General features: G+C 70.0%; 23 protein-coding genes and 1 tRNA gene. 7 read left to right on the top strand and 17 right to left on the bottom strand.

Annotation, left to right across the window (positions count from 1 at the left end; all coding sequences use genetic code 11):
• Window positions 1-74: 74 nt before the first annotated feature.
• On the top strand, window positions 75-473 hold the full coding sequence (locus AB0E91_RS10895) for a TIGR03618 family F420-dependent PPOX class oxidoreductase (protein ID WP_361778396.1): 399 nt from the start codon (window positions 75-77) through the stop codon (window positions 471-473).
• Window positions 474-887: 414 nt separating this feature from the next.
• Here the strand turns inward: AB0E91_RS10895 and AB0E91_RS10890 are convergent, their stop codons facing one another.
• Window positions 888-1,223, bottom strand: a complete 336-nt coding sequence (locus tag AB0E91_RS10890; protein ID WP_161178748.1) for a hypothetical protein — start codon at window positions 1,221-1,223, stop codon at window positions 888-890.
• A gap of 277 nt (window positions 1,224-1,500) precedes the next feature.
• On the opposite strand from AB0E91_RS10890, the gene AB0E91_RS10885 reads away from it, so the two are divergent.
• Entirely contained in the window at window positions 1,501-2,511 is a 1,011-nt protein-coding gene (locus AB0E91_RS10885; RefSeq protein WP_161178747.1) for a helix-turn-helix transcriptional regulator, read from the top strand.
• 37 nt (window positions 2,512-2,548) lie between these two features.
• On the opposite strand, the gene AB0E91_RS10880 is transcribed toward AB0E91_RS10885, so the two are convergent.
• The 6 genes from AB0E91_RS10880 to dnaK all read right to left on the bottom strand — a co-directional run bounded on the left by AB0E91_RS10880 (window position 2,549) and on the right by dnaK (window position 9,473).
• Entirely contained in the window at window positions 2,549-3,571 is a 1,023-nt protein-coding gene (locus AB0E91_RS10880; protein ID WP_361778391.1) for a helix-turn-helix transcriptional regulator, read from the bottom strand.
• Between the two features lie 213 nt (window positions 3,572-3,784).
• Complete coding sequence (locus AB0E91_RS10875; protein ID WP_361778389.1) at window positions 3,785-4,891, bottom strand: substrate-binding domain-containing protein; 1,107 nt, start codon at window positions 4,889-4,891, stop codon at window positions 3,785-3,787.
• Between the two features lie 401 nt (window positions 4,892-5,292).
• Entirely contained in the window at window positions 5,293-5,751 is a 459-nt protein-coding gene (locus AB0E91_RS10870; protein WP_361778386.1) for a helix-turn-helix domain-containing protein, read from the bottom strand.
• Window positions 5,752-5,757: 6 nt separating this feature from the next.
• Window positions 5,758-6,951: a molecular chaperone DnaJ gene (dnaJ, locus tag AB0E91_RS10865; RefSeq protein WP_361778383.1), complete on the bottom strand. Its 1,194-nt coding sequence runs from the start codon at window positions 6,949-6,951 to the stop codon at window positions 5,758-5,760.
• Window positions 6,952-6,987: 36 nt separating this feature from the next.
• Complete coding sequence (gene grpE / locus AB0E91_RS10860) at window positions 6,988-7,638, bottom strand: nucleotide exchange factor GrpE (RefSeq protein ID WP_361778380.1); 651 nt, start codon at window positions 7,636-7,638, stop codon at window positions 6,988-6,990.
• Window positions 7,635-9,473: a molecular chaperone DnaK gene (dnaK, locus tag AB0E91_RS10855; protein WP_161178741.1), complete on the bottom strand. Its 1,839-nt coding sequence runs from the start codon at window positions 9,471-9,473 to the stop codon at window positions 7,635-7,637. The genes grpE and dnaK overlap by 4 nt, the downstream gene beginning before the upstream one ends.
• 1,440 nt (window positions 9,474-10,913) lie before the next feature.
• Here dnaK and AB0E91_RS10850 point away from each other — a divergent pair.
• Window positions 10,914-13,196: a (Fe-S)-binding protein gene (locus AB0E91_RS10850; protein ID WP_361778376.1), complete on the top strand. Its 2,283-nt coding sequence runs from the start codon at window positions 10,914-10,916 to the stop codon at window positions 13,194-13,196.
• Window positions 13,197-13,275: 79 nt separating this feature from the next.
• On the opposite strand, the gene AB0E91_RS10845 is transcribed toward AB0E91_RS10850, so the two are convergent.
• Window positions 13,276-13,611, bottom strand: a complete 336-nt coding sequence (locus AB0E91_RS10845; protein ID WP_361778373.1) for an antibiotic biosynthesis monooxygenase — start codon at window positions 13,609-13,611, stop codon at window positions 13,276-13,278.
• Between the two features lie 255 nt (window positions 13,612-13,866).
• Between AB0E91_RS10845 and AB0E91_RS10840 the strand changes: the two genes are divergently transcribed.
• The 3 genes from AB0E91_RS10840 (at window position 13,867) to AB0E91_RS10830 (ending at window position 17,356) form a co-directional block, all read left to right on the top strand.
• A complete protein-coding gene (locus tag AB0E91_RS10840; protein WP_361778370.1) occupies window positions 13,867-15,342 on the top strand; it encodes an FG-GAP and VCBS repeat-containing protein in 1,476 nt (491 codons plus the stop codon).
• A gap of 125 nt (window positions 15,343-15,467) precedes the next feature.
• A complete protein-coding gene (locus AB0E91_RS10835; RefSeq protein WP_361778367.1) occupies window positions 15,468-16,415 on the top strand; it encodes a YIP1 family protein in 948 nt (315 codons plus the stop codon).
• A gap of 179 nt (window positions 16,416-16,594) precedes the next feature.
• Window positions 16,595-17,356 (top strand): hypothetical protein, encoded by a 762-nt coding sequence (locus tag AB0E91_RS10830; protein ID WP_361778364.1) that lies wholly within the window; start codon window positions 16,595-16,597, stop codon window positions 17,354-17,356.
• A 49-nt stretch (window positions 17,357-17,405) separates the two neighbouring features.
• On the opposite strand, the gene AB0E91_RS10825 is transcribed toward AB0E91_RS10830, so the two are convergent.
• The 3 genes from AB0E91_RS10825 to AB0E91_RS10815 all read right to left on the bottom strand — a co-directional run bounded on the left by AB0E91_RS10825 (window position 17,406) and on the right by AB0E91_RS10815 (window position 18,816).
• Complete coding sequence (locus AB0E91_RS10825; protein WP_361778361.1) at window positions 17,406-17,915, bottom strand: phosphoribosyltransferase; 510 nt, start codon at window positions 17,913-17,915, stop codon at window positions 17,406-17,408.
• Between the two features lie 2 nt (window positions 17,916-17,917).
• A complete protein-coding gene (gene dcd, locus AB0E91_RS10820) occupies window positions 17,918-18,493 on the bottom strand; it encodes a dCTP deaminase (protein ID WP_361778358.1) in 576 nt (191 codons plus the stop codon).
• 152 nt (window positions 18,494-18,645) lie between these two features.
• The gene (locus AB0E91_RS10815; RefSeq protein WP_237525499.1) at window positions 18,646-18,816 is read right to left on the bottom strand and encodes a hypothetical protein; all 171 of its coding nucleotides are present in this window, start codon (window positions 18,814-18,816) and stop codon (window positions 18,646-18,648) included.
• Window positions 18,817-19,075: 259 nt separating this feature from the next.
• Between AB0E91_RS10815 and AB0E91_RS10810 the strand changes: the two genes are divergently transcribed.
• Window positions 19,076-19,149 (top strand) — tRNA-Gly (locus tag AB0E91_RS10810).
• Between the two features lie 50 nt (window positions 19,150-19,199).
• Here AB0E91_RS10810 and AB0E91_RS10805 read toward each other — a convergent pair.
• The 6 genes from AB0E91_RS10805 to AB0E91_RS10780 are packed head-to-tail and all read right to left on the bottom strand — an operon-like array spanning window position 19,200 to window position 22,626.
• A complete protein-coding gene (locus tag AB0E91_RS10805) occupies window positions 19,200-20,369 on the bottom strand; it encodes a tyrosine-type recombinase/integrase (RefSeq protein WP_361778355.1) in 1,170 nt (389 codons plus the stop codon).
• On the bottom strand, window positions 20,369-20,551 hold the full coding sequence (locus AB0E91_RS10800; protein WP_361778352.1) for an excisionase family DNA-binding protein: 183 nt from the start codon (window positions 20,549-20,551) through the stop codon (window positions 20,369-20,371). Before AB0E91_RS10800 ends, AB0E91_RS10805 begins: the two co-directional genes overlap by 1 nt.
• A gap of 2 nt (window positions 20,552-20,553) precedes the next feature.
• Entirely contained in the window at window positions 20,554-21,948 is a 1,395-nt protein-coding gene (repSA, locus tag AB0E91_RS10795) for a replication initiator protein RepSA (RefSeq protein ID WP_361778349.1), read from the bottom strand.
• Window positions 21,945-22,124 carry a hypothetical protein gene (locus AB0E91_RS10790; protein ID WP_361779088.1) on the bottom strand — a complete coding sequence of 60 codons (180 nt, stop codon included), beginning with the start codon at window positions 22,122-22,124 and terminating at the stop codon, window positions 21,945-21,947. Before AB0E91_RS10790 ends, repSA begins: the two co-directional genes overlap by 4 nt.
• Entirely contained in the window at window positions 22,121-22,432 is a 312-nt protein-coding gene (locus AB0E91_RS10785; protein ID WP_361778347.1) for a hypothetical protein, read from the bottom strand. Before AB0E91_RS10785 ends, AB0E91_RS10790 begins: the two co-directional genes overlap by 4 nt.
• Window positions 22,429-22,626: a hypothetical protein gene (locus AB0E91_RS10780; protein ID WP_361778344.1), complete on the bottom strand. Its 198-nt coding sequence runs from the start codon at window positions 22,624-22,626 to the stop codon at window positions 22,429-22,431. The genes AB0E91_RS10785 and AB0E91_RS10780 overlap by 4 nt, the downstream gene beginning before the upstream one ends.
• Window positions 22,627-22,632: the final 6 nt, after the last annotated feature.

Here is a 22,632-nt window from a genome sequence, read left to right as displayed (position 1 = left end):
CATCAGTGTACACAAACTTGAGCCGGGTGCACTCAATTAAGCGGAGGTCGTTTGAATCTGACTAGGTTTCGGTCATGACCTCCGTGAATCAGGACGAGCCGTACCTCGCCTTCTGGCGCGAGCGGCACCTGTGCACCCTGACGACCCTCCGCCGCGACGGCACCCCCCACGTGGTCCCGGTGGGCGTGACGTACGACCCCACCACCGGCCTCGCCCGCGTCATCACCGACACCGCCACCGCCAAGGCCGCCCACATCCGCGCCGCCGGTCCCGACGGCGCCCGCGTCGCCGTCTGCCAGGTGGACGGCCGCCGCTGGGCCACCCTGGAGGGCCGCGCCCACGTGGTGACGGACCCGGCCCGCGTCGCCGACGCCGTACACCGCTACGCCGAGCGGTACGGCCGCGTGCCGCGCGAGAACCCGACCCGCGTGGTGCTGGAGATCGAGGTGGACCGCACCCTGGGCCACGCCTGACGGACGCCTCCGGCGGTTCGGGGACCCCTCGGGGTCGGCGGCCGGCGTACGGCAGGCCGGGGCGGAACGTCCGGCGGCGCCGGGAACCGTGACACCCGCTGCCGCGGCGTCCGGGCAGCCGAAGGCGCCCCGGTGGCACCGGGCAGGACGGTGGGCAGGGCCGGAGTGGCGACGCTCGCCGGCACAGTGGCCCGGCGGCCGGAGGCCGGGCGCGTCAGCGCGGCCGGCAGGCGGCGGGCGGGGCCGGGCGGACACCCCGCCGAAACCCCGCGATGAACAGTTTCGGCCAGTTGGCCGGTTGGGGCATACGGGGAGATGTCGGCGGAAACTGCAGCGGCGTCACCGTGTTCAGGTCACGGTGACGCCGCTGCTGGGGGAAGCGCCTGAGCGATCTTTTACGACGGGGGAATCGCGTCAGGCACTGCGGGGGGTGGCCGAGGTGGTTCTCAGGTCGGCGACCTCCGGGGAGGTGAGCCGGTGATCGCGCTGGTCCAGATTGACGAAGATCATGCCGTACCGGACGGCACACCGCACCGGCTGCGGCGCCCCGCGCGGCTTGCGCAGGCACCGGTAGGCACGGACGCCCTCGTCCTCGTCGCGGGTGACCACGACCGGCTCGCCGAACACCGTCACCATCAACGAGTCACCGCTGTGGGGGAGGGCGGTGACCAGGTCGATGAAGTGCCAGCCGGACCGGTAGGCCGTGGCCATCTCTCGCCGGAAGGAACGGTCGTCAGGCGGCGTCGTCATGTCAGGCCCAGCTACTGTCGTTCGGTGTGTACACCGTGCCGGAGTCGTCCGCGCTCACGGTCTCCGTCACCGCCACGGAGCGGCTGCCGTCCGCGTGTCCAGCCAGAGTCCCGAAGGCCACAAGGGCGGAGAAGGCGGCGACAATCACCGAGCGAAGCATTCTCTTACGCATAGTCGGCTTCGTCCTCACTTGAAGGTCCCCTCACTCCCCCGTCGGATAAGACGATGGCTCATTCAGGCACGTCATCGCCACACAATCAGTGCATCATGTTCCTGCATGTTCAGGACCCTGGGGGGTGGAGATTTGACACTAAATCCGGCGGATACGACACATCCCCATGCGCTCACTGAACTGTGCGAGGAGGGAAGGCGGCTCTACGCCACCGCACTGCGCTCCGGCCGCATCGCGCGCGCGGACGCCGAGAAGGCGCCCTGTCTGATGGAGTTCGCCCTGCTCCACCCGGACCTGGACGACGCCGACTGGCTGCGGCCGGTCTCCCCGTCCGTCGCGCTCGCCCAGCGGCTCAACCCCATCGAGCGGGAGATCACCGAGCGCAGACGCACCTCGATAGAGCTGGCGGAGGCCTTCGAGCCCTTCATGTCGCTCACCGCCCAGGACACGCCCCCCACCCACTCCATCACCGTCCTCGAAGGGCTCGACCGCATCAACGCGGCCATCGACCTGGCGACCAGTCAGTGCCGTACCGAGATGCTGACCGTCCAGCCGACCGCCCACCGGCCCGAACACCGGCTCATCGAGGCGCTGGAGCGCGACCGCCCCCTGATCGAACGTGGTGTGGGGATGCGCACCCTGTATCAGCACACCGCCCGCTACAGCCCCGAGCGCCTGGCGTACGCCGACCGGGTCGCCGCCGGCAAGGTGGAGTACCGCACGATCGACGAGCTGGTGGAGCGGCTCATCATCTGCGACGAGACGGTCGCCTTCGTCCCGATACGCGACGACCGCCAGGTAGCCCTGGAGGTCCGCCACCCCGGCCTCGTCCTCTACCTCATCAAGGTCTTCGAGTTCATGTGGAACCGCGCGGTCCCGCTGACCGCCGGCACCCCCTACGAGACCGCGCCGGACGGCATCACCGAGATCCAGCACTCCATCGCCAAGCTGCTGGTGGAGGGTCATGTCGACGAGGCCATCGCGCGCCGCCTCGGCATGAACGTCCGTACCTGCCGGGCCCACATCGCCAAGCTCGCGCAGGCGCTCGGCAGCGGCAGCCGGGCCCAACTCGGCTTCCTGATCGCCCAGTCGGGCATCCTGAACCAGGAGAACTGACCGACTCCCCGCGCGCCTCACGCCCCGCGTACCCGCCTCACAGCTCGCGGTCGAGGCCCGCCGCCGCGGCCGTGCGCGGGGGCCCCTCCAGGCCCGCCTGGGCGATCCGTACGCCCAGCTGGGTACGGCTCGTCGCGCCCAGGGTCTCCGAGAGGCGGGCGATGTGCGCGCGGCAGGTGCGCACGCTGATGCCGAGCCGCTCGGCGATCACCGCGTCCTGGTGGCCCTCGGCGAGCAGCGCGGCGATCGAGCGCTCGCGGTGGGAGATGCCCTCGATGCCGGTGTCGGGCAGCGGCGCGGTCAGCGGGATCGCGAGCCGCCACAGCCGCTCGAAGACGGTCACCAGATACTCCACGAGCGCCGGGTGCCGCAGCTCCAGCGCCATCGTGCGGTCGGTGTTGGCGGGGATGAAGGCGACCGTGCGGTCGAAGAGGATGAGCCGGTCAATCACCTCGTCCAGGCTGCGCGCCTCGACCGCGTCGCCCATCAGCTCCAGGTAGGTGAGGAGCCCCTGCCCGTGCCGGGCGACGTGCGTGTAGAGGTCCCGCATCCGGACGCCCCGGCCGCGCAGCTCCAGTGCCCGGTGCAGCCCCTCGGTCAGCTCGGCCTCGCGCCGGATGCCGCCGGGCTGCACGGTGAGCACCTCCGTGGTGCACGCCTCGGTCGCCGCGTCCATCGCGGCCTGGATGCGGGAGAGTCCGTCCAGGACCCGGATCGCGGTGCCCTCGGCGGGCGCGGCACCGCCGGCCGGTTCACGGCCGAGCCCGGCGTACCGGTCGAAGGCGGTGACCGCCGAGCCCACCCGGCGCCGGCTCTCGGTGACGTCGTCGTACAGCTCGCGCAGCAGCCGGGACATGACCTCCTGCGGGGAGGTGGGCACCAGCCAGTCCATGTCGTCCGGGTCGGGGTGCAGCAGGGCCAGGTCCAGCAGACAGGGGACCGGTTCGGCCTCGGCGCGTGGCACCCGGCCCCGGCTCAGGGCGAGCGAGTACACGCGGTCCCCCGGCCCGCACAACCGGTCGGCGCCGTGGGGATGCTCCTCCGTCGCGTGCCCGGCCATCGACCATTCCACCCCCGGTTGCTGCCACTTCCGCAGCGCAACTATGCGCGGACCGGTGCGGGTCCGCAACACGGCTCTCCGCGCCCCCGGGAGCGCGGAGTACGGGTATGACCCGGAATCGCCCGGGCCCCCGGAAGCAGGGCCTACGGAGCCGGTGGGGGCGCCAACCGGCTTGCTCGGCACGGCGTTCGAGGGGGCTCGGGTGGACCGGGACTAGCGGAGGCCGGCGGCGGCGCAGGCGGACTTGTAGCCGGTGGTGCAGATCTCGTCGACCGAGTAGATGCCGTCGGCGACGACGGTGTCCTTGATGTTGCGCTTGGTCAGCGCGCTCACCTGGACCAGCTGGGACGGGATGTCCTTGTTGGTGGGGCTGTCCACGTGGTCCTGGGTCAGGGCGTCGAACTGGATGTCCTTGCCCTGGACCTTGGCGACGGCCATCTGCGCGGCGGCCTCGGCCTCGTCCGGGTAGGACTTGTAGACGCTCATGTACTGCTCGCCGATCAGAATGCGCTGCACGGCGTCGAGTTCGGCGTCCTGGCCGGTGATGGGGGGCATCTTCGTGGCGCCCGCGGCCTTGAGGGCCTTGATGACACCGCCCGCCATGCCGTCGTTGGCGGCGTAGACGGCCGCGATGCTGCTGCGGCCGATCTTGTTGATCACCTCGGTCATGTGGGCCTCGGCGACCTCGGGCTTCCACTCCTTGGTGTCGGAGGTGTCCGCGATCGTCACCTTGCCGTTCAGCTCGGAGAGCGCGCCCTCCTTGAACTGCTTGGCGTTGGGGTCGGTGAGCGAGCCGTTCACCATGACGATCTTGTCGGAGAGGCCGGCCGTCGGGCCCAGGGCCTCCAGCAGCGAACGGCCCTGCACCTCGCCGACCAGCTCGTTGTCGAAGGAGATGTACGCGTCGATCGGGCCCTCGGCCAGACGGTCGTAGGCGATGACCGGGATACCCGCGTCCTTGGCCTTCTTGACCTGCGGGGCGATGCCGTGCGAGTCGACCGCGTCGAGCAGGATGATGTTGACCTTGTCGTCGATCATCTGCTGCATCTGCTCGGCCTGCTTGGCGGCGTCCGCGTCCGCGTTGGCGTACTTGACCCGGCCCTTCTTCTTGGTCAGTTCGGCCACCTTCTTGTCGATGATGGGGTAGTCGAACTTGTCGTAGCGGGTGTTCGCCTTCTCCGGCAGCAGCAGTCCGACGGTGACGTTGTCACCCATCGTCGGGCTGGCGCTCGCGCCGTCCCCCGCCGCGTTCAGCACGCCGCAGCCGGCGAGCGAGAGGGACATCGTGGATACGGCCACGGATATGGCGATACGACGCATGCGAGGGCTCACTTCAGGTGCGTTCAAGAGGAGGGGGCCACGGAGGTGATGCTTCCGCCCCGGGTGTCTGAAAAGACAACTTGGAGGCGCTACCCGCCGTCAAGCAATACAACTTAACGAGATGGCAACATCACTCTGCGTTTAGAACGTGAAGAGATCGCGCACCTGGATGCCACTCCCTGTAAACCCTGGTCACCGTCCCTTCACCAATTTCTGACCCCCGGCCCCACACGCTCCACCAGTTCCGCACTCCTGAACGAACGAACTCGGCCAGATGCCGCGCCACGTCGCTTAATGGCCCCAACTTACCTTCCTCTGTTGGCAGTTGAGGCACACGGGTACTCGGATACGCCGAAGGGGCCGGAGGGATTGAATCCCTCCGGCCCCTTCGAGCACGGTCGTCAGTCGCTGGACTGCTGCCGCTTGGGCCGCCACACCACCAACGCGCTGCTCTGCTGCACCTCCTGGTACGGCACCAGATCGCGTCGGTAGGAGGCGTGGACGGCGGCCTCACGCTGGCGCATCGTGGCCGCCGCGCCGTCCAGGGCCGACTCCAGCTCCGCGACGCGGGACTGGAGCGCGGCGACCTGGTTCTCCAGTTCGATGATGCGCTTGATACCGGCCAGGTTGATGCCCTCGTCCTGCGACAACTGCTGCACCTGGCGGAGCAGTTCGATGTCACGGGCCGAGTAGCGCCGGCCACGGCCCGCCGTGCGGTCCGGGGAGACCAGACCGAGGCGGTCGTACTGACGCAGGGTCTGCGGATGGAGACCGGAGAGCTGCGCCGCCACCGAGATGACGTAGACCGGGGTCTCCTCGGTCAGTTCATAAGGATTGCGGCGACGTCCGGGTGTGTCCATTGGGGCTCAGTCTCCCTTCGCGGCCTCGAACAGCTCCGCCCGCGGATCCTCGTCCGCGGTCGCCTCGCGATACGCCTCGAGCGCGTCACGAGCCTTCCCCGAGAGGTCCCCCGGGACACTCACCTCGACGGTGATCAGCAGATCGCCGTGGGTGCCGTCCTTGCGCGCCGCGCCCTTGCCCCGCGCCCGCATGGTGCGGCCGTTGGGCGTGCCCGGCGGCAGCTTCAGCGTGACGGCGGGACCGCCGAGCGTCGGCACCCGCACCTCGCCGCCGAGCGCCGCCTCCGCGAACGTCACCGGGACGGTGACCGTGAGGTTGTCGCCCTTGCGGCCGAAGACCGGGTGGTCGCCGACGTGCACGGTGACGTACAGGTCACCGGCCGGACCGCCTCGCTCGCCGGGCGCGCCCTTGCCACGCAGCCGGATGCGCTGCCCGTCGGTGACGCCCGCCGGGATGCGGACCTGCATGGTGCGCGAGGACCGGGCGCGCCCGCTGCCGTGGCACTCCAGGCAGGGGTGTTCCGCGATCAGGCCGCGGCCCTTGCAGTCCGGGCACGGGTCGGTGAGCGAGAAGCCGCCGCCCGAGCCCCGCGCGACCTGTCCGGTGCCGACACAGGTCGGGCACACACGCGGCGTGCCGTTCTTGTCGCCGGTGCCCGAACACGCCTTGCAGGGCTGCTGGGACGTCATCCGCAGCGGGACCGTCGCCCCCTCGATGGCCTCGGTGAAGCTGAGGGTGACCTCGGTGTCGACGTCCTGGCCCCGGCGCGGCTGCGTACGGGTCGTGCCCGCACCGCCGCCCCGGTTGAACAGGCCGCCGAAGACATCCCCGATGCCGCCGCCGAAGCCGCCCTGGCCGCCGCCCCCGCCCGCGCCACCGGCGCCGCCGGCACCGCCGAAGAGGTCGCCGAGGTCGAAGTTGAACTGGCCGCCGCCGCCCGGACCCGGACGGAAACCGCCGCCTCCGAACAGGGCGCGGGCCTCGTCGTACTCCTTGCGCTTCTTGGGGTCGCCGAGGACGTCGTTCGCCTCGGAGATCTCCTTGAAGCGCTCCTCGGCCTTGGCGTTGCCCTTGTTGGCGTCCGGGTGGTTCTCGCGGGCGAGCTTCCGGTACGCCTTCTTGATCTCGGCCTCGGTGGCGTCCTTGGGGACGCCGAGGACCTTGTAGAAGTCCTTCTCGATGAAGTCCTTGGTGCTCATCCCCGACGTCCCTCCTTCCGGTCCTTCGTGATTACGTCAGCCCTCCTCCGGGCCACCGTTCTCCTTGTCGTCCGCCGCGCTCTCCTCGGCGTCCTCCGCCTTGACGGTCTGCGCGCCGGGCTGCGGCTCGGCCACGGCCACCCGCGCGGGGCGGATGGTGCGCTCGCCGATGCGATACCCGGGCTGGAGGATCGCCACGCAGGTCGTCTCGGTGACGTCCGGCGCATAGGAGTGCATCAGGGCCTCGTGGACGGTCGGGTCGAAGGGCTCGCCCTCCTTGCCGAACTGCATCAGGCCCATCTTGGCCGCCACGGTCTCCAGCGACTCGGCCACCGACTTGAAGCCGCCGACCAGTTCGCCGTGTTCCCGCGCGCGGCCGATGTCGTCCAGCACGGGCAGGAGCTCGGTCAGGAGGTTCGCGATGGCGATCTCCTTGACCGCGACCCGGTCGCGCTCGACACGGCGGCGGTAGTTCTGGAACTCGGCCTGGAGACGCTGGAGGTCGGCCGTGCGCTCGCCGAGCGCCGTGCGCGTCTGGTCCAGCTGGGCCACCAGGGCCGCGTCCGCTGCTCCGTCCCCGGCCGGGGCCGCCCCCTCGGAGGGGGCGGCCTTCGGCTCGGCGTCGTCGGGGGTGGCGCCGGAGGGGACGTCGGGCTTCTCCTCGAAGCCCGGGGTCTCCTCCGTCACGCGGCACCGTCCTTGCGCTCGTCGTCGACGATCTCGGCGTCCACGACGTCGTCGTCGGCCTTGGCGTCACCGGCGGCGGCACCACCGGCGGCCTGGGCGGACTGGGCGTCGGCGTACATGGCCTGGCCGAGCTTCTGCGAGACGGCCGCGACCTTCTCGGTGGCCGTGCGGATCTCGGCGCTGTCCTCGCCCTTGAGCTTCTCCTTCAGCTCGGCGATGGCACCCTCGACCTCGGTCTTGATCTCGCCCGGGACCTTGTCCTCGTTGTCCTTGAGGAACTTCTCGGTCTGGTAGACGAGCTGCTCGCCCTGGTTGCGGGTCTCGGCGGCCTCGCGGCGGCGGTGGTCCTCCTCCGCGTACTGCTCGGCCTCCTGGCGCATGCGGTCGACCTCGTCGCGCGGCAGCGAGGAGCCGCCGGTGACGGTCATCTTCTGCTCCTTGCCCGTGCCCAGGTCCTTCGCGGTCACGTGCATGATGCCGTTGGCGTCGATGTCGAAGGCGACCTCGATCTGCGGGACGCCGCGGGGCGCCGGGGGCAGACCGGTCAGCTCGAACATGCCGAGCTTCTTGTTGTACGCCGCGATCTCGCGCTCGCCCTGGTAGACCTGGATCTGCACGGACGGCTGGTTGTCCTCGGCCGTCGTGAAGATCTCGGACCGCTTGGTCGGGATCGTGGTGTTGCGCTCGATGAGCTTGGTCATGATGCCGCCCTTGGTCTCGATACCGAGGGACAGCGGGGTCACGTCGAGGAGCAGGACGTCCTTGACCTCACCCTTGAGGACACCGGCCTGGAGCGCGGCGCCGATGGCGACGACCTCGTCCGGGTTCACGCCCTTGTTGGCGTCCTTGCCGCCGGTCAGCTCCTTGACGAGCTCGGCGACGGCGGGCATACGGGTGGAGCCACCGACGAGGACGACGTGGTCGATCTCGTTGATGGAGACGCCGGCGTCCTTCATGACGTTGAAGAACGGGGTCTTGCAGCGCTCCAGGAGGTCCGCGGTCAGCTGCTGGAACTGGGCGCGGGTGAGCTTCTCGTCCAGGTGCAGCGGGCCCTCGGCGGACGCCGTGATGTACGGCAGGTTGATCGAGGTCTCGGAGGACGAGGACAGCTCGATCTTGGCCTTCTCGGCGGCCTCGCGGAGGCGCTGGAGGGCCATCTTGTCCTTGGCGAGGTCCACGCCGTGACCGGACTTGAACTGCTGGACCAGGTAGTCGACGACGCGCTGGTCCCAGTCGTCACCACCGAGGTGGTTGTCACCGTTGGTGGCCTTCACCTCGACGACGCCGTCGCCGATCTCCAGGAGGGACACGTCGAAGGTGCCGCCACCGAGGTCGAAGACGAGGATGGTCTGGTCGTCCTTGTCGAGGCCGTACGCCAGGGCGGCGGCGGTCGGCTCGTTGACGATGCGCAGGACGTTCAGGCCCGCGATCTCGCCGGCCTCCTTCGTCGCCTGACGCTCGGAGTCGTTGAAGTACGCCGGGACGGTGATGACCGCGTCGGTCACCTTCTCGCCCAGGTACGCCTCGGCGTCGCGCTTCAGCTTCTGCAGGATGAAGGCGCTCATCTGCTGCGGGTTGAAGCTCTTGCCGTCGAGCTCGATCTTCCAGTCCGTGCCCATGTGGCGCTTCACGGAGCGGATGGTCCGGTCCACGTTCGTGACCGCCTGGCGCTTGGCGACCTCGCCGACGAGCACCTCACCGTTCTTCGCGAAGGCGACGACGGACGGCGTGGTCCGGGCACCCTCGGCGTTGGTGATGACGGTGGGCTCGCCGCCCTCCAGAACGCTCACGACGGAGTTAGTCGTGCCCAGGTCGATGCCGACCGCACGTGCCATGGTTGATTCCTCCAGCTGACTTGAGTGCAACGGACTCAAGTGTGACACTCCCGCCCCGCGGCGTCAACAGACATGAGCGAACCCGGCTCAACTCTTATCCAACCCCTACACGCAACACCCTCCGGGCGGGGGCAAGTCGGGGCGATCTTCCCAGTTGGGGGAGTGTGCGGGGGCGCTTCACGGGGCGTGTCCTGGAGAGTCCGGGGAGCCGGGGGCGATGGGGAGACGGGGTGCGGGTGGTGACTTGTGGGCCGGGGCGAGCGTTCGGGCGTCACTGCGGGGACATCTCCCCCGGCGCCGGACGCGGGAGGAACCGCAGGGCCGCGGGGCGGCGTCGGCGACTCGACGCCCAGGGTTCGTCGACCTCGGCCGGGACGACCCCTGCGCGGGTATGGGCGCGGGGCAACCCGCGACGGCTGAGGTCGGGTGCCGGCCTGGGACGACTCGGGACAGCCGGATACGGGCGCCGACGCGGGACGACTTGTGCCGCCCGAAAGCGGGGGGGGGATACGAGGCGGCTTGAGGGCGGTCCCGCACGCGGACGCGCGACGGCTCGGCGTACGGGGTGGGTGCGGACGTGACGCGGGGACCGGTGCGGGAGTTGGCGGTCGCGGTCCCGCCGGACCGGGGGCACCCCGCCGACGCCCGGCCGCGCCGGCCGCCCCCCACCACTCTCCACCCGGAAACCGCGACCGGCACCTTCGGCTCCCCGCCAGGGACACGTCCACGCGGAGGGCGAGGTGTCCGTGACGGGAAAGAGGCAGGGCGCGCCCCGACCGAGGAGCCGGGAGACGACCGCGGGGAAGGGCGCATCCGGACAGAGGGGCCGGGGAGCGCGGAGACCGACCCCCTCCCCGTCCGGGCCCTCACCGGCATCGGAGCGTCGGCGGATCACCCACACCGGCACCGGCACCCGCACCGGCACCGGCACCGGCACCGGCACCGGCACCGAAAGGGTGCGACCCCTTTCCAGTCGCGCGCACGCACCCCGATGGGCGTCGGATGTCACCCGGCCGCACCAATGAACCGGGATCAGGAATCGGCGCGGTGCCATCCCCCGGCAGCGGCTTCAGCACTTTGCGGGGCGGCCCAGCACCTCCGAAATCCGGCACCCCGAGAACCCAGCGCCCCCAGAACGCGGCCCCTTCAGACACGCAGCCCGGAACCCTCCCCCAGACGGCACCCCCGGCAGGCGATCCGGGCAGCCGCCGTGCACCCACCCGCACCGCATCCCGCCCCCCGCCGACCACATCCCCTCGCCCCGCCCCCAAGTGGGAGAATCCAACCCCCTCCCCCCGAACCCCCCGGGCAGGGAAAGGCAACCCTCAGCGATCCACGTCACCCCGCGCGCGGCTGCATCGCGACGGAAGATGAGGGTAGTCTCAGACGGACTGCATAAGTTACCGCTTAGTAATTTCGAGGCCGCCTCAGGAGCCCCTCATGCAACTCGCCGCGATCATCGTGTCGCTGGTCCTGACCGTGATCGGCGTCGCGCTGCTGGCCCGCGCCGTCGGTCAGTTCGTCCGGTACTTCAAACTGGGCCAGCCCGTGCCCGCCGGGACGCGGACCGACAACCCGTACCAGCGCAGCGTGACCCTGGTGCGGGAGTTCCTCGGTCACACGCGGATGAACCGGTGGGGCATCGTCGGCATCGCCCACTGGTTCGTGGCCATCGGCTTCCTGACGCTGCCGCCCACGCTCGCCCAGGCCTTCGGCCAGCTCTTCAAGGCCGACTGGACGCTGCCGCTGATCGGCGACTTCCTGCCGTTCGAGCTGTACATCGAGTTCATCGGCGTGATGACCATCCTCGGCATCGCCGTGCTCATGGTCATCCGGCTGCTGAGCCTGCCGTCCCGCCCCGGCCGCAAGTCCCGCTTCGCGGGTTCCAAGGCCGGCCAGGCGTACTTCGTCGAGTACGTCATCCTCACCATCGGCCTCGCGATCTACACCCTGCGCGGCCTGGAAGGCGCCCTGCACCACGTCGGCCACTACGAGGCCGCCTACTTCGCCTCGTACCCGCTGGTCCTCGCCTTCAAGGGGCTCGGCGTCGGCACGCTGCAGAACCTGGTCTACCTGGTCGCCATGATCAAGATCGGGACCTCGTTCATCTGGATGATCGTCGTCTCGCTCAACACCAACATGGGCGTCGCCTGGCACCGCTTCCTCGCGTTCCCGAACATCTGGTTCAAGCGCGAGGCCACCGGCGGCACCGCCCTCGGCGCGCTCCAGCCGATGACCTCCGGCGGCAAGCCGATCGACTTCACCGACCCCGGTGACGACGACGTCTTCGGCGTCTCCCAGGTCGAGCAGTTCTCCTGGAAGGGCCTGCTGGACTTCTCCACCTGCACCGAGTGCGGCCGCTGCCAGTCGCAGTGCCCCGCGTGGAACACCGGCAAGCCGCTCTCGCCGAAGCTCCTGATCATGTCGCTCCGCGACCACGCCCACGCCAAGGCGCCGTACCTGCTCGCGGGTGGCGGCAAGACCATGGAGGGCGAGGAGAAGGCGAGCGAGGAGCAACTCAAGGACGTTTCCGCCGCCGCCCTCGCCGAGGCCGAGCGCCCGCTCATCGGCACCGCCGAGGAGAACGGCGTCATCGACCCCGACGTCCTGTGGTCCTGCACCACCTGCGGCGCCTGCGTCGAACAGTGCCCCGTCGACATCGAGCACGTCGACCACATCGTCGACATGCGCCGCTACCAGGTGATGATCGAGTCCGCGTTCCCGTCCGAGGCGGGCACGATGCTCAAGAACCTGGAGAAGAAGGGCAACCCCTGGGGCCTGGCGAAGAAGCAGCGCCTGGAGTGGACCAAGGAGGTCGACTTCGAGGTCCCGGTCGTCGGAAAGGACATCGAGGACCTGTCCGAGGTCGAGTACCTCTACTGGGTCGGCTGCGCCGGCGCCCTGGAGGACCGCGCCAAGAAGACAACCAAGGCCTTCGCGGAGCTGCTCCACATCGCGGGCGTCAAGTTCGCCATCATGGGCGGCGACGAGAAGTGCACCGGTGACTCCGCCCGCCGCCTCGGCAACGAGCCCCTCTTCCAGGAGCTCGGCATGGAGAACGTCATGTCCCTCAACGCCGCCTTCGGCGAGGAGATGGACGACGACGGCAAGGTCACCGACGAGTCGCGCAAGCCCAAGTCCGCCAAGAAGATCGTCGCCACCTGCCCGCACTGCCTCAACACGCTCGGCAACGAGTACCCGCAGCTCGGCGGCGACTACGAGGTCATCCACCACACCCAGCTGCTCCAGCACCTGGTGGACGAGGGCAAGCTGATCCCGGTGACCCCGGTCGAGGGCCTCATCACGTACCACGACCCCTGCTACCTGGGCCGCCACAACAAGATCTACACGCCCCCGCGCGAGATCATCGGCAAGGTCCCGGGTCTGCGCAACGAGGAGATGCACCGCCACAAGGAGCGCGGCTTCTGCTGTGGCGCCGGTGGCGCGCGGATGTGGATGGAAGAGCGGATCGGCAAGCGCATCAACAACGAGCGCGTCGACGAGGCCCTCTCCCTCAACCCCGACATCGTCTCCACCGCCTGCCCGTTCTGCCTGGTCATGCTGACCGACTCGGTCAACGGCAAGAAGAACGAGGGCAAGGCGAAGGAGTCCATCAAGGTCGTCGACGTCGCCCAGCTGCTGCTGGAGTCGGTCAAGACCCCGGTGGACCCGGCCGAGGACGACGAGCCCGCCAACGAGCCGGAGCCCGAGCCGGTGAAGTAACCGCCGCGGAACAACGACACGGCGCCCCCGGCCAGCCATGGCCGGGGGCGCCGTCCGTTTCACCGGCGGGCGAGAAGGACTACGCCTCCTTCGGCGCCGCCTGCTGCACCACCTCGAAGGACCACAGGGTCGAGCCGGCCGCGGCGGGCCGGTGCTTCTCGCCGCCCTCGCCGCCACCGCCGGTCCCCTGGTGGGCCGCCTTCATCGGGCCCTCCATCCACGCCTGGAAGGCCGCGTCGTCGCGCCAGCGGGTGTAGACGAGGTACTGGTCGGTCCCCTCGACCGGCCGCAGCAGCTCGAACCACTCGAACCCGTCCGAGCTCTCCACCGTGTGGGCCCGCGAGGCGAACCGCTTCTCCAGCACCTCCCGCTGCTCGGCGGGAACGGTCAGCACATTGATCTTGACTACGCTCATGCCCCCATCCTGCCCCCGCCGCCCCCGCCACGCGTCCCCGACACCGGCGACCGCGGCCGCCCCCTCGGCCCCGCCGGTCACGGCAGCCCGAACTTTTCCCGAACTCACGTACAACCCTTGCGCCTTGAGGCCGGTCTCATGATCGTCGACCGCCTCGCACACCCCCTTGGGCGGACCGAGGGGGAAGCGGGCGGCGGCTTCAGCCGACTGCGGATGCCCGACCCGGCGTCCCCTGTATGCCGCAGGAGAAACCGCATGTACGCACCTCACAGGCTCGCCCTCGCGACGGCCACCGCGGCCGCGCTGACGGGCGGTCTGTTCACCGTCGCCGCCGCGCCCGCCACGGCCGCGGACTCCGTCAGGGTCGCGCGCGCCGACTTCAACGGCGACGGCTACGGCGACGTGGCCACCAGCGCCCCCGGCGGCTACGTCGCCGGCCTCAAGGACGCCGGCCAGGTCTCCATCCTGTACGGCACCGCCTCCGGCGTCAGCGGCGCCAAGCACATCACGTTCAGCCAGAACTCCGCGAACGTCCCCGACAGCTCCGAGGCGGGCGACGGGTTCGGGTACGCGCTGGCGTACGGCGACTTCAACCGCGACGGCTACGACGACCTCGTCGTCGGCACCCCGCACGAGAAGGTCGGCTCCGACGCCGACGGCGGCACCGTCACCCTGCTGTGGGGCTCCAAGACCGGTCTCACCGGCAAGGGCGTGACCGTGGCCGACCCGTCCCCCGGCTCCCACGACCAGTGGGGCCGGACCCTCGCCGCGGGCGACTACGACCACGACGGCCGCGCCGACCTGGTCGTCGGCAGCACGTCCTCCGTCCTCTACGTCTACCGGGGCGGCTTCAACACCGCCGGCACGGCCGCGAGCCGCACCACCGTGGGCGTCCCGATCCAGGCGGCCAGCGACGCCGGTCCGATCAACCTCACCGCGGGTGACGTCAACGGCGACGGCCGCACCGACCTGATCGTGAACGGCTGGGAGACCAGGACCGCCTACGGCTGGAACACCAACTACTGGCTGCCCGGCACCGCGTCGGGCCTGTCCTCGTCCTCCATCAAGAGCCTGAGGTCCGGCATCGTCACCGGCATCGGGGACATCAACGGCGACGGCTACGGCGACATCGTCAGCGGCGCCGGCTGGGACTGGGCCAAGCTGCCCGACGGGACGCCGGTCCCCGACTCCTCCACCGGCGGCCGCGTCAACATCACCTACGGGTCCGCCTCGGGCCCCGCCCGGACTGCCATGATCAACCAGGACACCGGCAACGTCCCCGGCGCCTCCGAGAAGGGCGACGAGTTCGGCTGGGACCTGGACCTCGGCGACGTCAACGGCGACGGCTACCAGGACATCGCGATCGGCAGCCCGTTCGAGGACATCGGCAAGTTCGCCGACGCGGGCATGGTCACCGTCCTGTACGGCTCCAAGTCCGGGGTGAACACCGCCTCCGGCGCCCAGTCCTTCGCGCAGAGCACCGCGGGCGTCCCGGAGAACGACGAGAAGGCCGACCGCTTCGGCATGGACGTCAAGCTCGACGACGTCAACGGCGACGGCAAGGCCGACCTGGTCGTCGGCTCCTCCGAGAACGGCGGCGACGGCTCCCTCACCTACCTGCCGTCCAACGGCAAGAAGATCACCGCCACCGGCTCGCGCTACACCGGCGTCGGCAACCTGGGCATCTCCGCCTCCGGCACCCCGCAGCTCGGCAGCATGTTCGCCAACTGAAAACCCCCGGCCACCCCCGATTCCCCCCTGACGGTCCCTTAGGGGATGTCACAGGTCGGCCGCAAAGCCGGGCCCAGCCCCCTGGGCCCGGCCCGCGACCGCCCCGGACCAGGTACGTTCGACGGGTGGCTGGATTCAGGATCGGACGCGGGGACCACGACAATCGCTCCCCGCAGGGACAGCAGGCGCCGCAGGGCCCGTCGTACGGCGGCGGCCCCGCCCCGCGCCACGGACAGCAGGGACCGTCCTACGGCTACCCGCAGGGCGGCCCGACGTACCCGCAGCAGCAGGCGTACCCCCGCCCGGGACAGCCGGGCCCCGGCGGCCCCTCGTACGGCTACCCGGGACAGCCCGCCGACGGGCCGGAGTACTTCGGCGACGGCGGCCACCACCCGGGGCCCCCGGCGCCGCACAGCCCGTACGCGGCCGACAACCCGGGCCACACCCAGGCGTTCTCGATCGACGACGCGGCCGGTTACACCCAGGGCGACACCTACCACGCCGGTGCCGCCGAGCCCTCCGGGCCGACGGGCCCGCCGCTGCACTGGAAGGAACTGCTGAAGGGGATCGTCCTGTCCCCGAACCAGACCTTCCTGCGGATGCGCGACTACACGATGTGGGGCCCCGCCCTCATCGTCACCTTCCTCTACGGCCTGCTCGCGGTCTTCGGCTTCGACGGCGCCCGCGCGGACGCCATCGGCGCGACGCTGACCAACGCCATCCCGATCGTGCTGGTCACCGCCGTCGCGATGGTGCTCAGCATCTTCGTCCTGAGCGTGGTCACCCACACCCTGGCCCGCCAGCTCGGCGGCAACGGCAACTGGCAGCCGACCGTCGGCCTGTCGATGCTGATCATGTCGCTCACGGACGCGCCCCGGCTCGTCTTCGCGATGTTCGCCGGCGGCGACGCGGGCTTCGTCCAGGCGATCGGCTGGGCGACCTGGCTCGGCGCGGGTGCCCTGCTGACGCTGATGGTGTCCCGCTCCCACGACCTGCCGTGGCCGAAGGCGCTGGGCGCGTCCGCGATCCAGCTGATCGCGCTGCTGTCGATCGTGAAGCTCGGCACCTTCTGAGCCCGACACTCGGACATATGCCCGGGAAACACCCGAACGGCATACACTCGTTCGGCATATGCAGAGCTGATATGTCCATTTATCTCCCGATACGTTGAGAACGCCGCACCGGCCGAGGAGCCGGTGCGTGCCTCTTCTTCGACACGAATCAGGGAGTGAGTGTGAAAGCTCGCTTTGGCGTGAGCCGCGCAAAGGCGCTCACGATCGCCGCACTGTCCACCCTCGCCGCCACGGCCCTCCAGATACCGGCCACGGCCGCCGGTGGCACCGGGGGCGGGAGCAGCGCGGACCACTGGGGTGTGATCACCCGCAACACCATCGGCTCGCCGGTGGCCGCCCTGCGGGAGGGCCCCTACGGCTCGTTCGGCGTCACCGGCGCCGCCGCCCGCCCGCCCTTCGGCACCGGCAGCCTCGGCATCGAGGTCGCGGACAACTCCACCTCGCTGACCCCGCCCAGCGAGAAGGTGGACTTCGGCAACGAGGTCGACTTCCACGGCAACCCGGTGCTCGGCCTCACCCAGGTCGGCTTCCGCGTCTTCCAGACCGGCGAGAACGTCACGTACGGCGGCGACCGGAACCTGCCCAACATCAAGTTCGAGATCAACCCGAACGTCGCCGCCCACCCCGGCGACACCTACTCCACGCTGGTGTGGGTGCCGGGACCGGTCACGACGACCGACCGCTGGAGCGGCTACCTGGACGCCACGACCACCGGCACCTGGTTCCTCACGGGCGGCGAGACCGCCTGCACGCAGGCCGCCCCCTGCACGTTCGCGCAGGTCAAGGCCTCGCTGAACGACGGCGGCGCGGCACCGCTCATCCACACGGCGGCCGTCGGCAAGGGCCGCGACCACCTGTGGACCGGCGCGGTCGACGGCCTGCGCATCAACAACAACGTCTACGACTTCGAGGCGAACGGCGTGAAGGTGCGCCGCGCCTGACCGAGCCGTACGCGGTCCTCCGAGCCTGGCCGAAGACCCCCGGCCGGGCTCAGAGGGCGTCCTTGGACGGCGTCACCGGCTCACCCTGCCTGCGCACCGGGGGCAGCACGCTCCACGGGAAGTTGATCCAGGCGTCGGTGCGCTTCCAGACGTACTCGCACTTCACGAGCGAGTGCGACTTCTCGTACACGACGGCGGTGCGCACCTCGGCGACGGTCTCCAGGCAGAAGTCCCGCACCAGCTTGAGCGTCTTGCCGGTGTCGGCGACGTCGTCGGTGATCAGGACCTTCTTGTCGGAGAAGTCGATCACGTTGGGCACGGGCGCCAGCATGACCGGCATCTCCAGGGTGGTGCCGACGCCGGTGTAGAACTCCACGTTCACCAGGTGGATGTTCTTGCACTCCAGGGCGTAGGCGAGACCACCGGCCACGAAGACGCCGCCGCGGGCGATGCTCAGCACGATGTCCGGCTCGTAGCCGTCGTCCGCGATGGTCTGCGCCAGCTCGCGGACGGCCTCGCCGAAGCGCTCGTAGGTCAGGTTCTCGCGTGCACCGCTCATGCTCACACCTGGGTCCGGTGGAAGTTCAGGAAGGAGCGCGAGGCGGTCGGGCCGCGCTGGCCCTGGTACCGGGAGCCGTAGCGCTCGCTGCCGTAGGGGTGCTCGGCGGGCGAGCTGAGCCGGAACATGCAGAGCTGGCCGATCTTCATGCCGGGCCAGAGCTTGATCGGCAGGGTGGCGAGGTTGGACAGCTCCAGGGTCACATGGCCGCTGAAGCCGGGGTCGATGAACCCGGCGGTGGAGTGCGTGACGAGGCCGAGCCGGCCGAGCGAGCTCTTGCCCTCCAGGCGGGAGGCCAGGTCGTCGGGCAGCGTGATGACCTCGTACGTGCTGGCCAGCACGAACTCGCCGGGGTGCAGGATGAAGGGCTCGTCGCCCTCGGGCTCCACCAGCCGGGTGAGGTCGGCCTGCTCGACGGAGGGGTCGATGTGGGGGTACCGGTGGTTCTCGAACACGCGGAAGTAGCGGTCCAGCCGCACGTCGATGCTGGACGGCTGCACCATGGATTCGTCGTAGGGATCGATCCGCACCCGTCCGGCGTCGATCTCGGCCCGGATGTCCTTGTCTGAGAGAAGCACGTCCCGAGGATACGCAAGGGGTACGGAGGGCGGACAATCGTGAGGGTCGCGTGCGCGCGCCGCTCACGCGACGCGGCCACCTCCGGGGGACGGAGACGGCCGCGCGTTCACGCCTGTTCCTGCTGTTCCCTGCTGTTCTCTTGTCTCTCTCGCTACCGCTTCTCGAGCGTGACCGGTACGACGCTGCGGAGCCGGGCGCACCGCGGGCACCGCAGAAGCCGGCCGGGGCCGAGCCGCTCGGCCTGCTGCATCGGGAACGAAGCGGTGCTGAAGACGTGGCCGTCCACGCAGCGGACGACGGTGCGTTCCATCAAGTCCCTCAAGTCCCTTCCCCAGGAGCCTCGTCGGGCCATCAACCCCGACGACAAAAGGCACATTACGGGATGACCGGGAAGCCCCTCCAGGCGGCACTCCGCCCCCACCCGAGCCCTCTCCGAGCCCCCCACGGTACGCCCCAACTTCACGCCCCCTTACCGCGATACGCCCCCGACACGCACATGCCGAGGCACCCGGAGCGAGGGATGGGGTACAGTGAGCGGGCGCTCGGACATCGAGGCGATTTGGCCGATATGTCCGTCTTGCGCGGGTGTAGTTTAATGGTAGAACATCAGCTTCCCAAGCTGAGAGCGCGAGTTCGATTCTCGTCACCCGCTCCACGACAAAGGCCCAGGTCATCGACCCGGGCCTTTTTGCTGTTCGATACCTCTCAGTCATCGCGTGCCACATCTGTGCCAGAAGCTTGATCCTTCGACTTCCGTGCCACAGCCCGGCGAGCCTTCCGCACGCTCCGGTCGAGCATTCCCGCGACCTCCTGTTGGCGTGCGTCCTCGGAGTGCTGGTAGCGCATAGCGGCCTTCTCCGACGACTGGCCAGCCCGAGTCATCGTGTCCTTGAGCGTGGCGCCCGAGCGGGTCGAGAGGGTGTGCCCCGTGTGCCGGAGATCGTAGAAGCGGAAGTTGCTCGGGAGCCCGACCACCGCGCGAGCCTTGCGCCAGTACCGGCCGAAGGTGCTGCGACGGAAGGGCGCACCGCGCTCCCCGACGAAGACCAATCCATCGGGCCCGTCTTCCGCGAACGACTCCATGTGCCAGCGCACCTCGCGCTCAAGGAACGACGGCAGATGGATCGTGCGGACGCCCGCTTCCGACTTGGTCTCACCGGGGGCGCGTCGGCCGTTTGTCCGCTCGGGTTCGGCGACTCGGATGGTGACCTTCAAGGCATCGAGATCGACATCACGGCGGCGGAGACCCGCCAACTCTTCCGGCCTGGTCGGCCCGTACGCCCCGAGGTAGACCATGAGGCGCCACCGCACACCGATGGCGTCGGCCAGGGCATCGACTTGGGCGACGGTCGCGATGGGGCGTTCCTTCGCCTTCTCGGCTCCCGCGCCCTTGATCCGGCAGGGGTTGCGACGAATCAGCTCGTCATCGACTGCGGTCTCCATGACTGCCTTGAGCAGCCGATACGCCTTCGCGGTCGCGGTCTTGGCTCCAGTGCGGAGCCGTTCGGTACGCCAGGCCCGGACTCGTGGAGGGGTGATCTCATCCAGGTTGTCGTCACCGAAGGTCGGCAGGAGGTGCGCGTCGAGGAGATAGCGGTACAGGTCGACCGTGAGGACGCCGAGTTCGCGGTCCTCAACCCACTTGTCGGCGTAGACACGGAAGTTGACCGCGCCTGCCTCTGGGTCTCGCCAATCACCCTTGCGGACCTCAGTCTGCTTCTCGGCAAGCCAGTCGTCCGCCTCGGTCATCGTCTCGAAGGTCCGAGGCGCCGGACGCATCACACCATCCGGTCCGGGATACCGGGCCTGGAACCGGCCGGAGGGAAGCCGCCTGATCGCACCGAAGCGGCGACGTCGGCCCCTGTTGTTCGCCATCAGGCCGCCCTCCTCACCGGGACCGTGCGCGAGGCGATGTACTGCTTGACCACCGATTCCGCGATGAAGACCCTCCGGCGGTCCTTGACGTACTCGATCCGCCGTTCCTCGATCAGGCGCCGTACGTAGCGCTCTCCTCCGAGCACGTCAGCGACTTCCCGCACGGTGAGCAATCGGTCCATGGTCACCACTCCCCCTCGGAGTCCAGGTCGGGCACGTTGTGCCGTTCCTCGCGGGCAACTTCGCGGTTCTGCGTGATCTCGCGGCGGATGTTGGCGGCGAGCCAGGATTCGCCGGGGGTGTGGCCGTGTCCTGCGTAGACCCAGTGCGCGAGGGTGAGGGTGGTGGCCTCTTCGCTGTCGGGGTCGGGCAGGCCAAGGGCGGCGCGTTGCTGGCTCGCGCGGTAGTCGGCGCGGACCTGGCGGAGGGCACCGAGGGTGGTGGAGTAACGGCGGGACTTGGTCGAGAAGTGGCCCCGGAAGCCGAGCATGTGGGCCCAGTCGCGCAGCTTGCGGTCCGGGTAGAGCGGGTGGAGGTCGAGGCAGGCGGCGATGAGCCGGGCCGGGTGCTCGGGCACGTCGAGCAGAGCGAGCGCTTCCTTGTTGCCGATCCGGCGATCCACGGTGCCGGTGGTCTCGGCGGCCTTGGTGGCGTACTTGGCGACGTAGGAGGCCACGGCCTGTTCGGTGATCTCGGAGCCGTCCCCGAAGGCGCGGATCGGGCGTACGTCGATCTGCTCGCCCCACCGGAGGGTGCGGGCGGGCTGGTCCCCGGCGGGGTCGACGTCGACGGCGACGCGGGCGGCGGCGGCGCGGATTGCGGCGTCGAGGAGTTCGCCGGTGGCCCAGGGCGGCGGCGGGTCGTCGGGCCCTTCGGGGCCGTCGAAGCGGATCACGGCGTGGAAGTGGACGGCGCCGCGCTTCTGGTACTCCGCGACCTTCCCAAAGGAAACCCGGGACTCTTCCTTGGCGGCTTTTTGGGTGAGCCCGGCCATGCGGGCGATCTCGCGGCGCAGGTAGATCGTGAAGTAGCGCCACAGGTCGGAGGCGTGGTTGTTCCACAGCACCGCGCCCGCGTAGTCGTAGCTGTCGGGGTCGAGCGGGGTACCCAGCTCCGGGGCGTCCTCGGGGTGGCGGGTGCCGCAGCGGCAGGGCCGGGTGCCGGGCCGGTTGTGGACCGGACCGAACGACGGGGCGGTGAGGGTGGCGAACACCCGCGGGTGGTCGCGGATGGTGTGCGGGGTGCCCTTGTCCGGGTCTCCGACGAGTCCGGCGCGGATCAGGTGGTAGGTGTCCCCGGCGTAGGTCCAGGCGCAGGAGGGGCAGCGGGAGGCCCGCCGGTTGCCGCAGGCGATCCGGAGCCGTCCGCCGGGCTCGGTGTCGGTCGAGTAGCGGTGCAGGACGTGCCCGGTCGAGGCGTCGCGGGTGACGGTCGAGCCTTGCAGGTGGATGGGGTCGGTGCAGCCACCAGTGCGGCGGATCTGGTCTTGGATGCGGTCGAAGCCGGGAGACCCGGCCAGCCTCAGCACGTCAGCGAGGGTGGCCGGGTCCAGGCCCGCCGGAGAGGCGGTGTCGATCACTTACCATCCTCCCCGTCGGCGTGGGCGTCGATCCACTGCTCGGCGCACACCTTGTGGACGGGCTTGCCGCGGTCGGAGCGCAGCGGGGTCGGCTTGTCGCAGAGGACGCACGGCTTGTCGCCGCTGTGGTCGAAGTGCTCGGGCGAGCGCCAGTCGAGGAGAGCCACGGCAGTCACCGCCCCTCGTTCGAGCGCGGAGGCAGGAGCCGTCCGTGGCGCTCCCAAGGACGCTCGGTCTTTTCGGGGCAGGCGCGGCCGTGGTCGTTCCAGCTCTTCACCACGGCCTGAACACCCCGGACCCCAGAGGCTTCAGCGGTTGCGCCGCAGTGGCACGCGTAGGAAGCGTTCGGCTGTCCGGCCAGTTCGCTGGGCACATTGCCGGACAGCTCCAGCAGACTCGGCGACTGGCCGTAGCCGGAGGCGCGTTCGTCGGTGGACGGGGCGGAGATGTGAAGCCCGGGGTTAGCGCGGCTGGGACGCTTCACGCCTGCCACCTCCCGGCGTGCGCCACGACGGGCGCGGAGACCGGGGTGAGGTGGCCGGTGCCCTGGCAGGTGGGGCAGTCGACGCGGAGCAGGACGCGGGTGCCGTCGAGCTTGCGGGTACCGGTGGTGACCATGGCCGAGGCATGGCCGTCGCAGTCGCGGCACACGCGCGGGGTCGGGGCGTGCTGAGGCATGATGGG

The sequence above is a fragment of the Streptomyces sp. NPDC026659 genome (assembly GCF_040638245.1).
In the GTDB taxonomy this organism is placed as follows: Bacteria; Actinomycetota; Actinomycetes; order Streptomycetales; family Streptomycetaceae; genus Streptomyces.
This window is presented reverse-complemented; position numbering and strand designations above follow the sequence as displayed.

Bases quoted from the DNA above. Each gene is read 5' to 3' on its own strand.
- AB0E91_RS10895 (WP_361778396.1), top strand. From the start codon at position 75: ATGACCTCCGTGAATCAGGACGAGCCGTACCTCGCCTTCTGGCGCGAG.
- AB0E91_RS10890 (WP_161178748.1), bottom strand. From the start codon at position 1,223: ATGACGACGCCGCCTGACGACCGTTCCTTCCGGCGAGAGATGGCCACG.
- AB0E91_RS10885 (WP_161178747.1), top strand. From the start codon at position 1,501: ATGTTCAGGACCCTGGGGGGTGGAGATTTGACACTAAATCCGGCGGAT.
- AB0E91_RS10880 (WP_361778391.1), bottom strand. From the start codon at position 3,571: ATGGCCGGGCACGCGACGGAGGAGCATCCCCACGGCGCCGACCGGTTG.
- AB0E91_RS10875 (WP_361778389.1), bottom strand. From the start codon at position 4,891: ATGCGTCGTATCGCCATATCCGTGGCCGTATCCACGATGTCCCTCTCG.
- AB0E91_RS10870 (WP_361778386.1), bottom strand. From the start codon at position 5,751: ATGGACACACCCGGACGTCGCCGCAATCCTTATGAACTGACCGAGGAG.
- dnaJ (WP_361778383.1), bottom strand. From the start codon at position 6,951: ATGAGCACCAAGGACTTCATCGAGAAGGACTTCTACAAGGTCCTCGGC.
- dnaK (WP_161178741.1), bottom strand. From the start codon at position 9,473: ATGGCACGTGCGGTCGGCATCGACCTGGGCACGACTAACTCCGTCGTG.
- AB0E91_RS10850 (WP_361778376.1), top strand. From the start codon at position 10,914: ATGCAACTCGCCGCGATCATCGTGTCGCTGGTCCTGACCGTGATCGGC.
- AB0E91_RS10845 (WP_361778373.1), bottom strand. From the start codon at position 13,611: ATGAGCGTAGTCAAGATCAATGTGCTGACCGTTCCCGCCGAGCAGCGG.
- AB0E91_RS10840 (WP_361778370.1), top strand. From the start codon at position 13,867: ATGTACGCACCTCACAGGCTCGCCCTCGCGACGGCCACCGCGGCCGCG.
- AB0E91_RS10825 (WP_361778361.1), bottom strand. From the start codon at position 17,915: ATGAGCGGTGCACGCGAGAACCTGACCTACGAGCGCTTCGGCGAGGCC.
- AB0E91_RS10805 (WP_361778355.1), bottom strand. From the start codon at position 20,369: ATGGCGAACAACAGGGGCCGACGTCGCCGCTTCGGTGCGATCAGGCGG.
- AB0E91_RS10800 (WP_361778352.1), bottom strand. From the start codon at position 20,551: ATGGACCGATTGCTCACCGTGCGGGAAGTCGCTGACGTGCTCGGAGGA.
- AB0E91_RS10780 (WP_361778344.1), bottom strand. From the start codon at position 22,626: ATGCCTCAGCACGCCCCGACCCCGCGCGTGTGCCGCGACTGCGACGGC.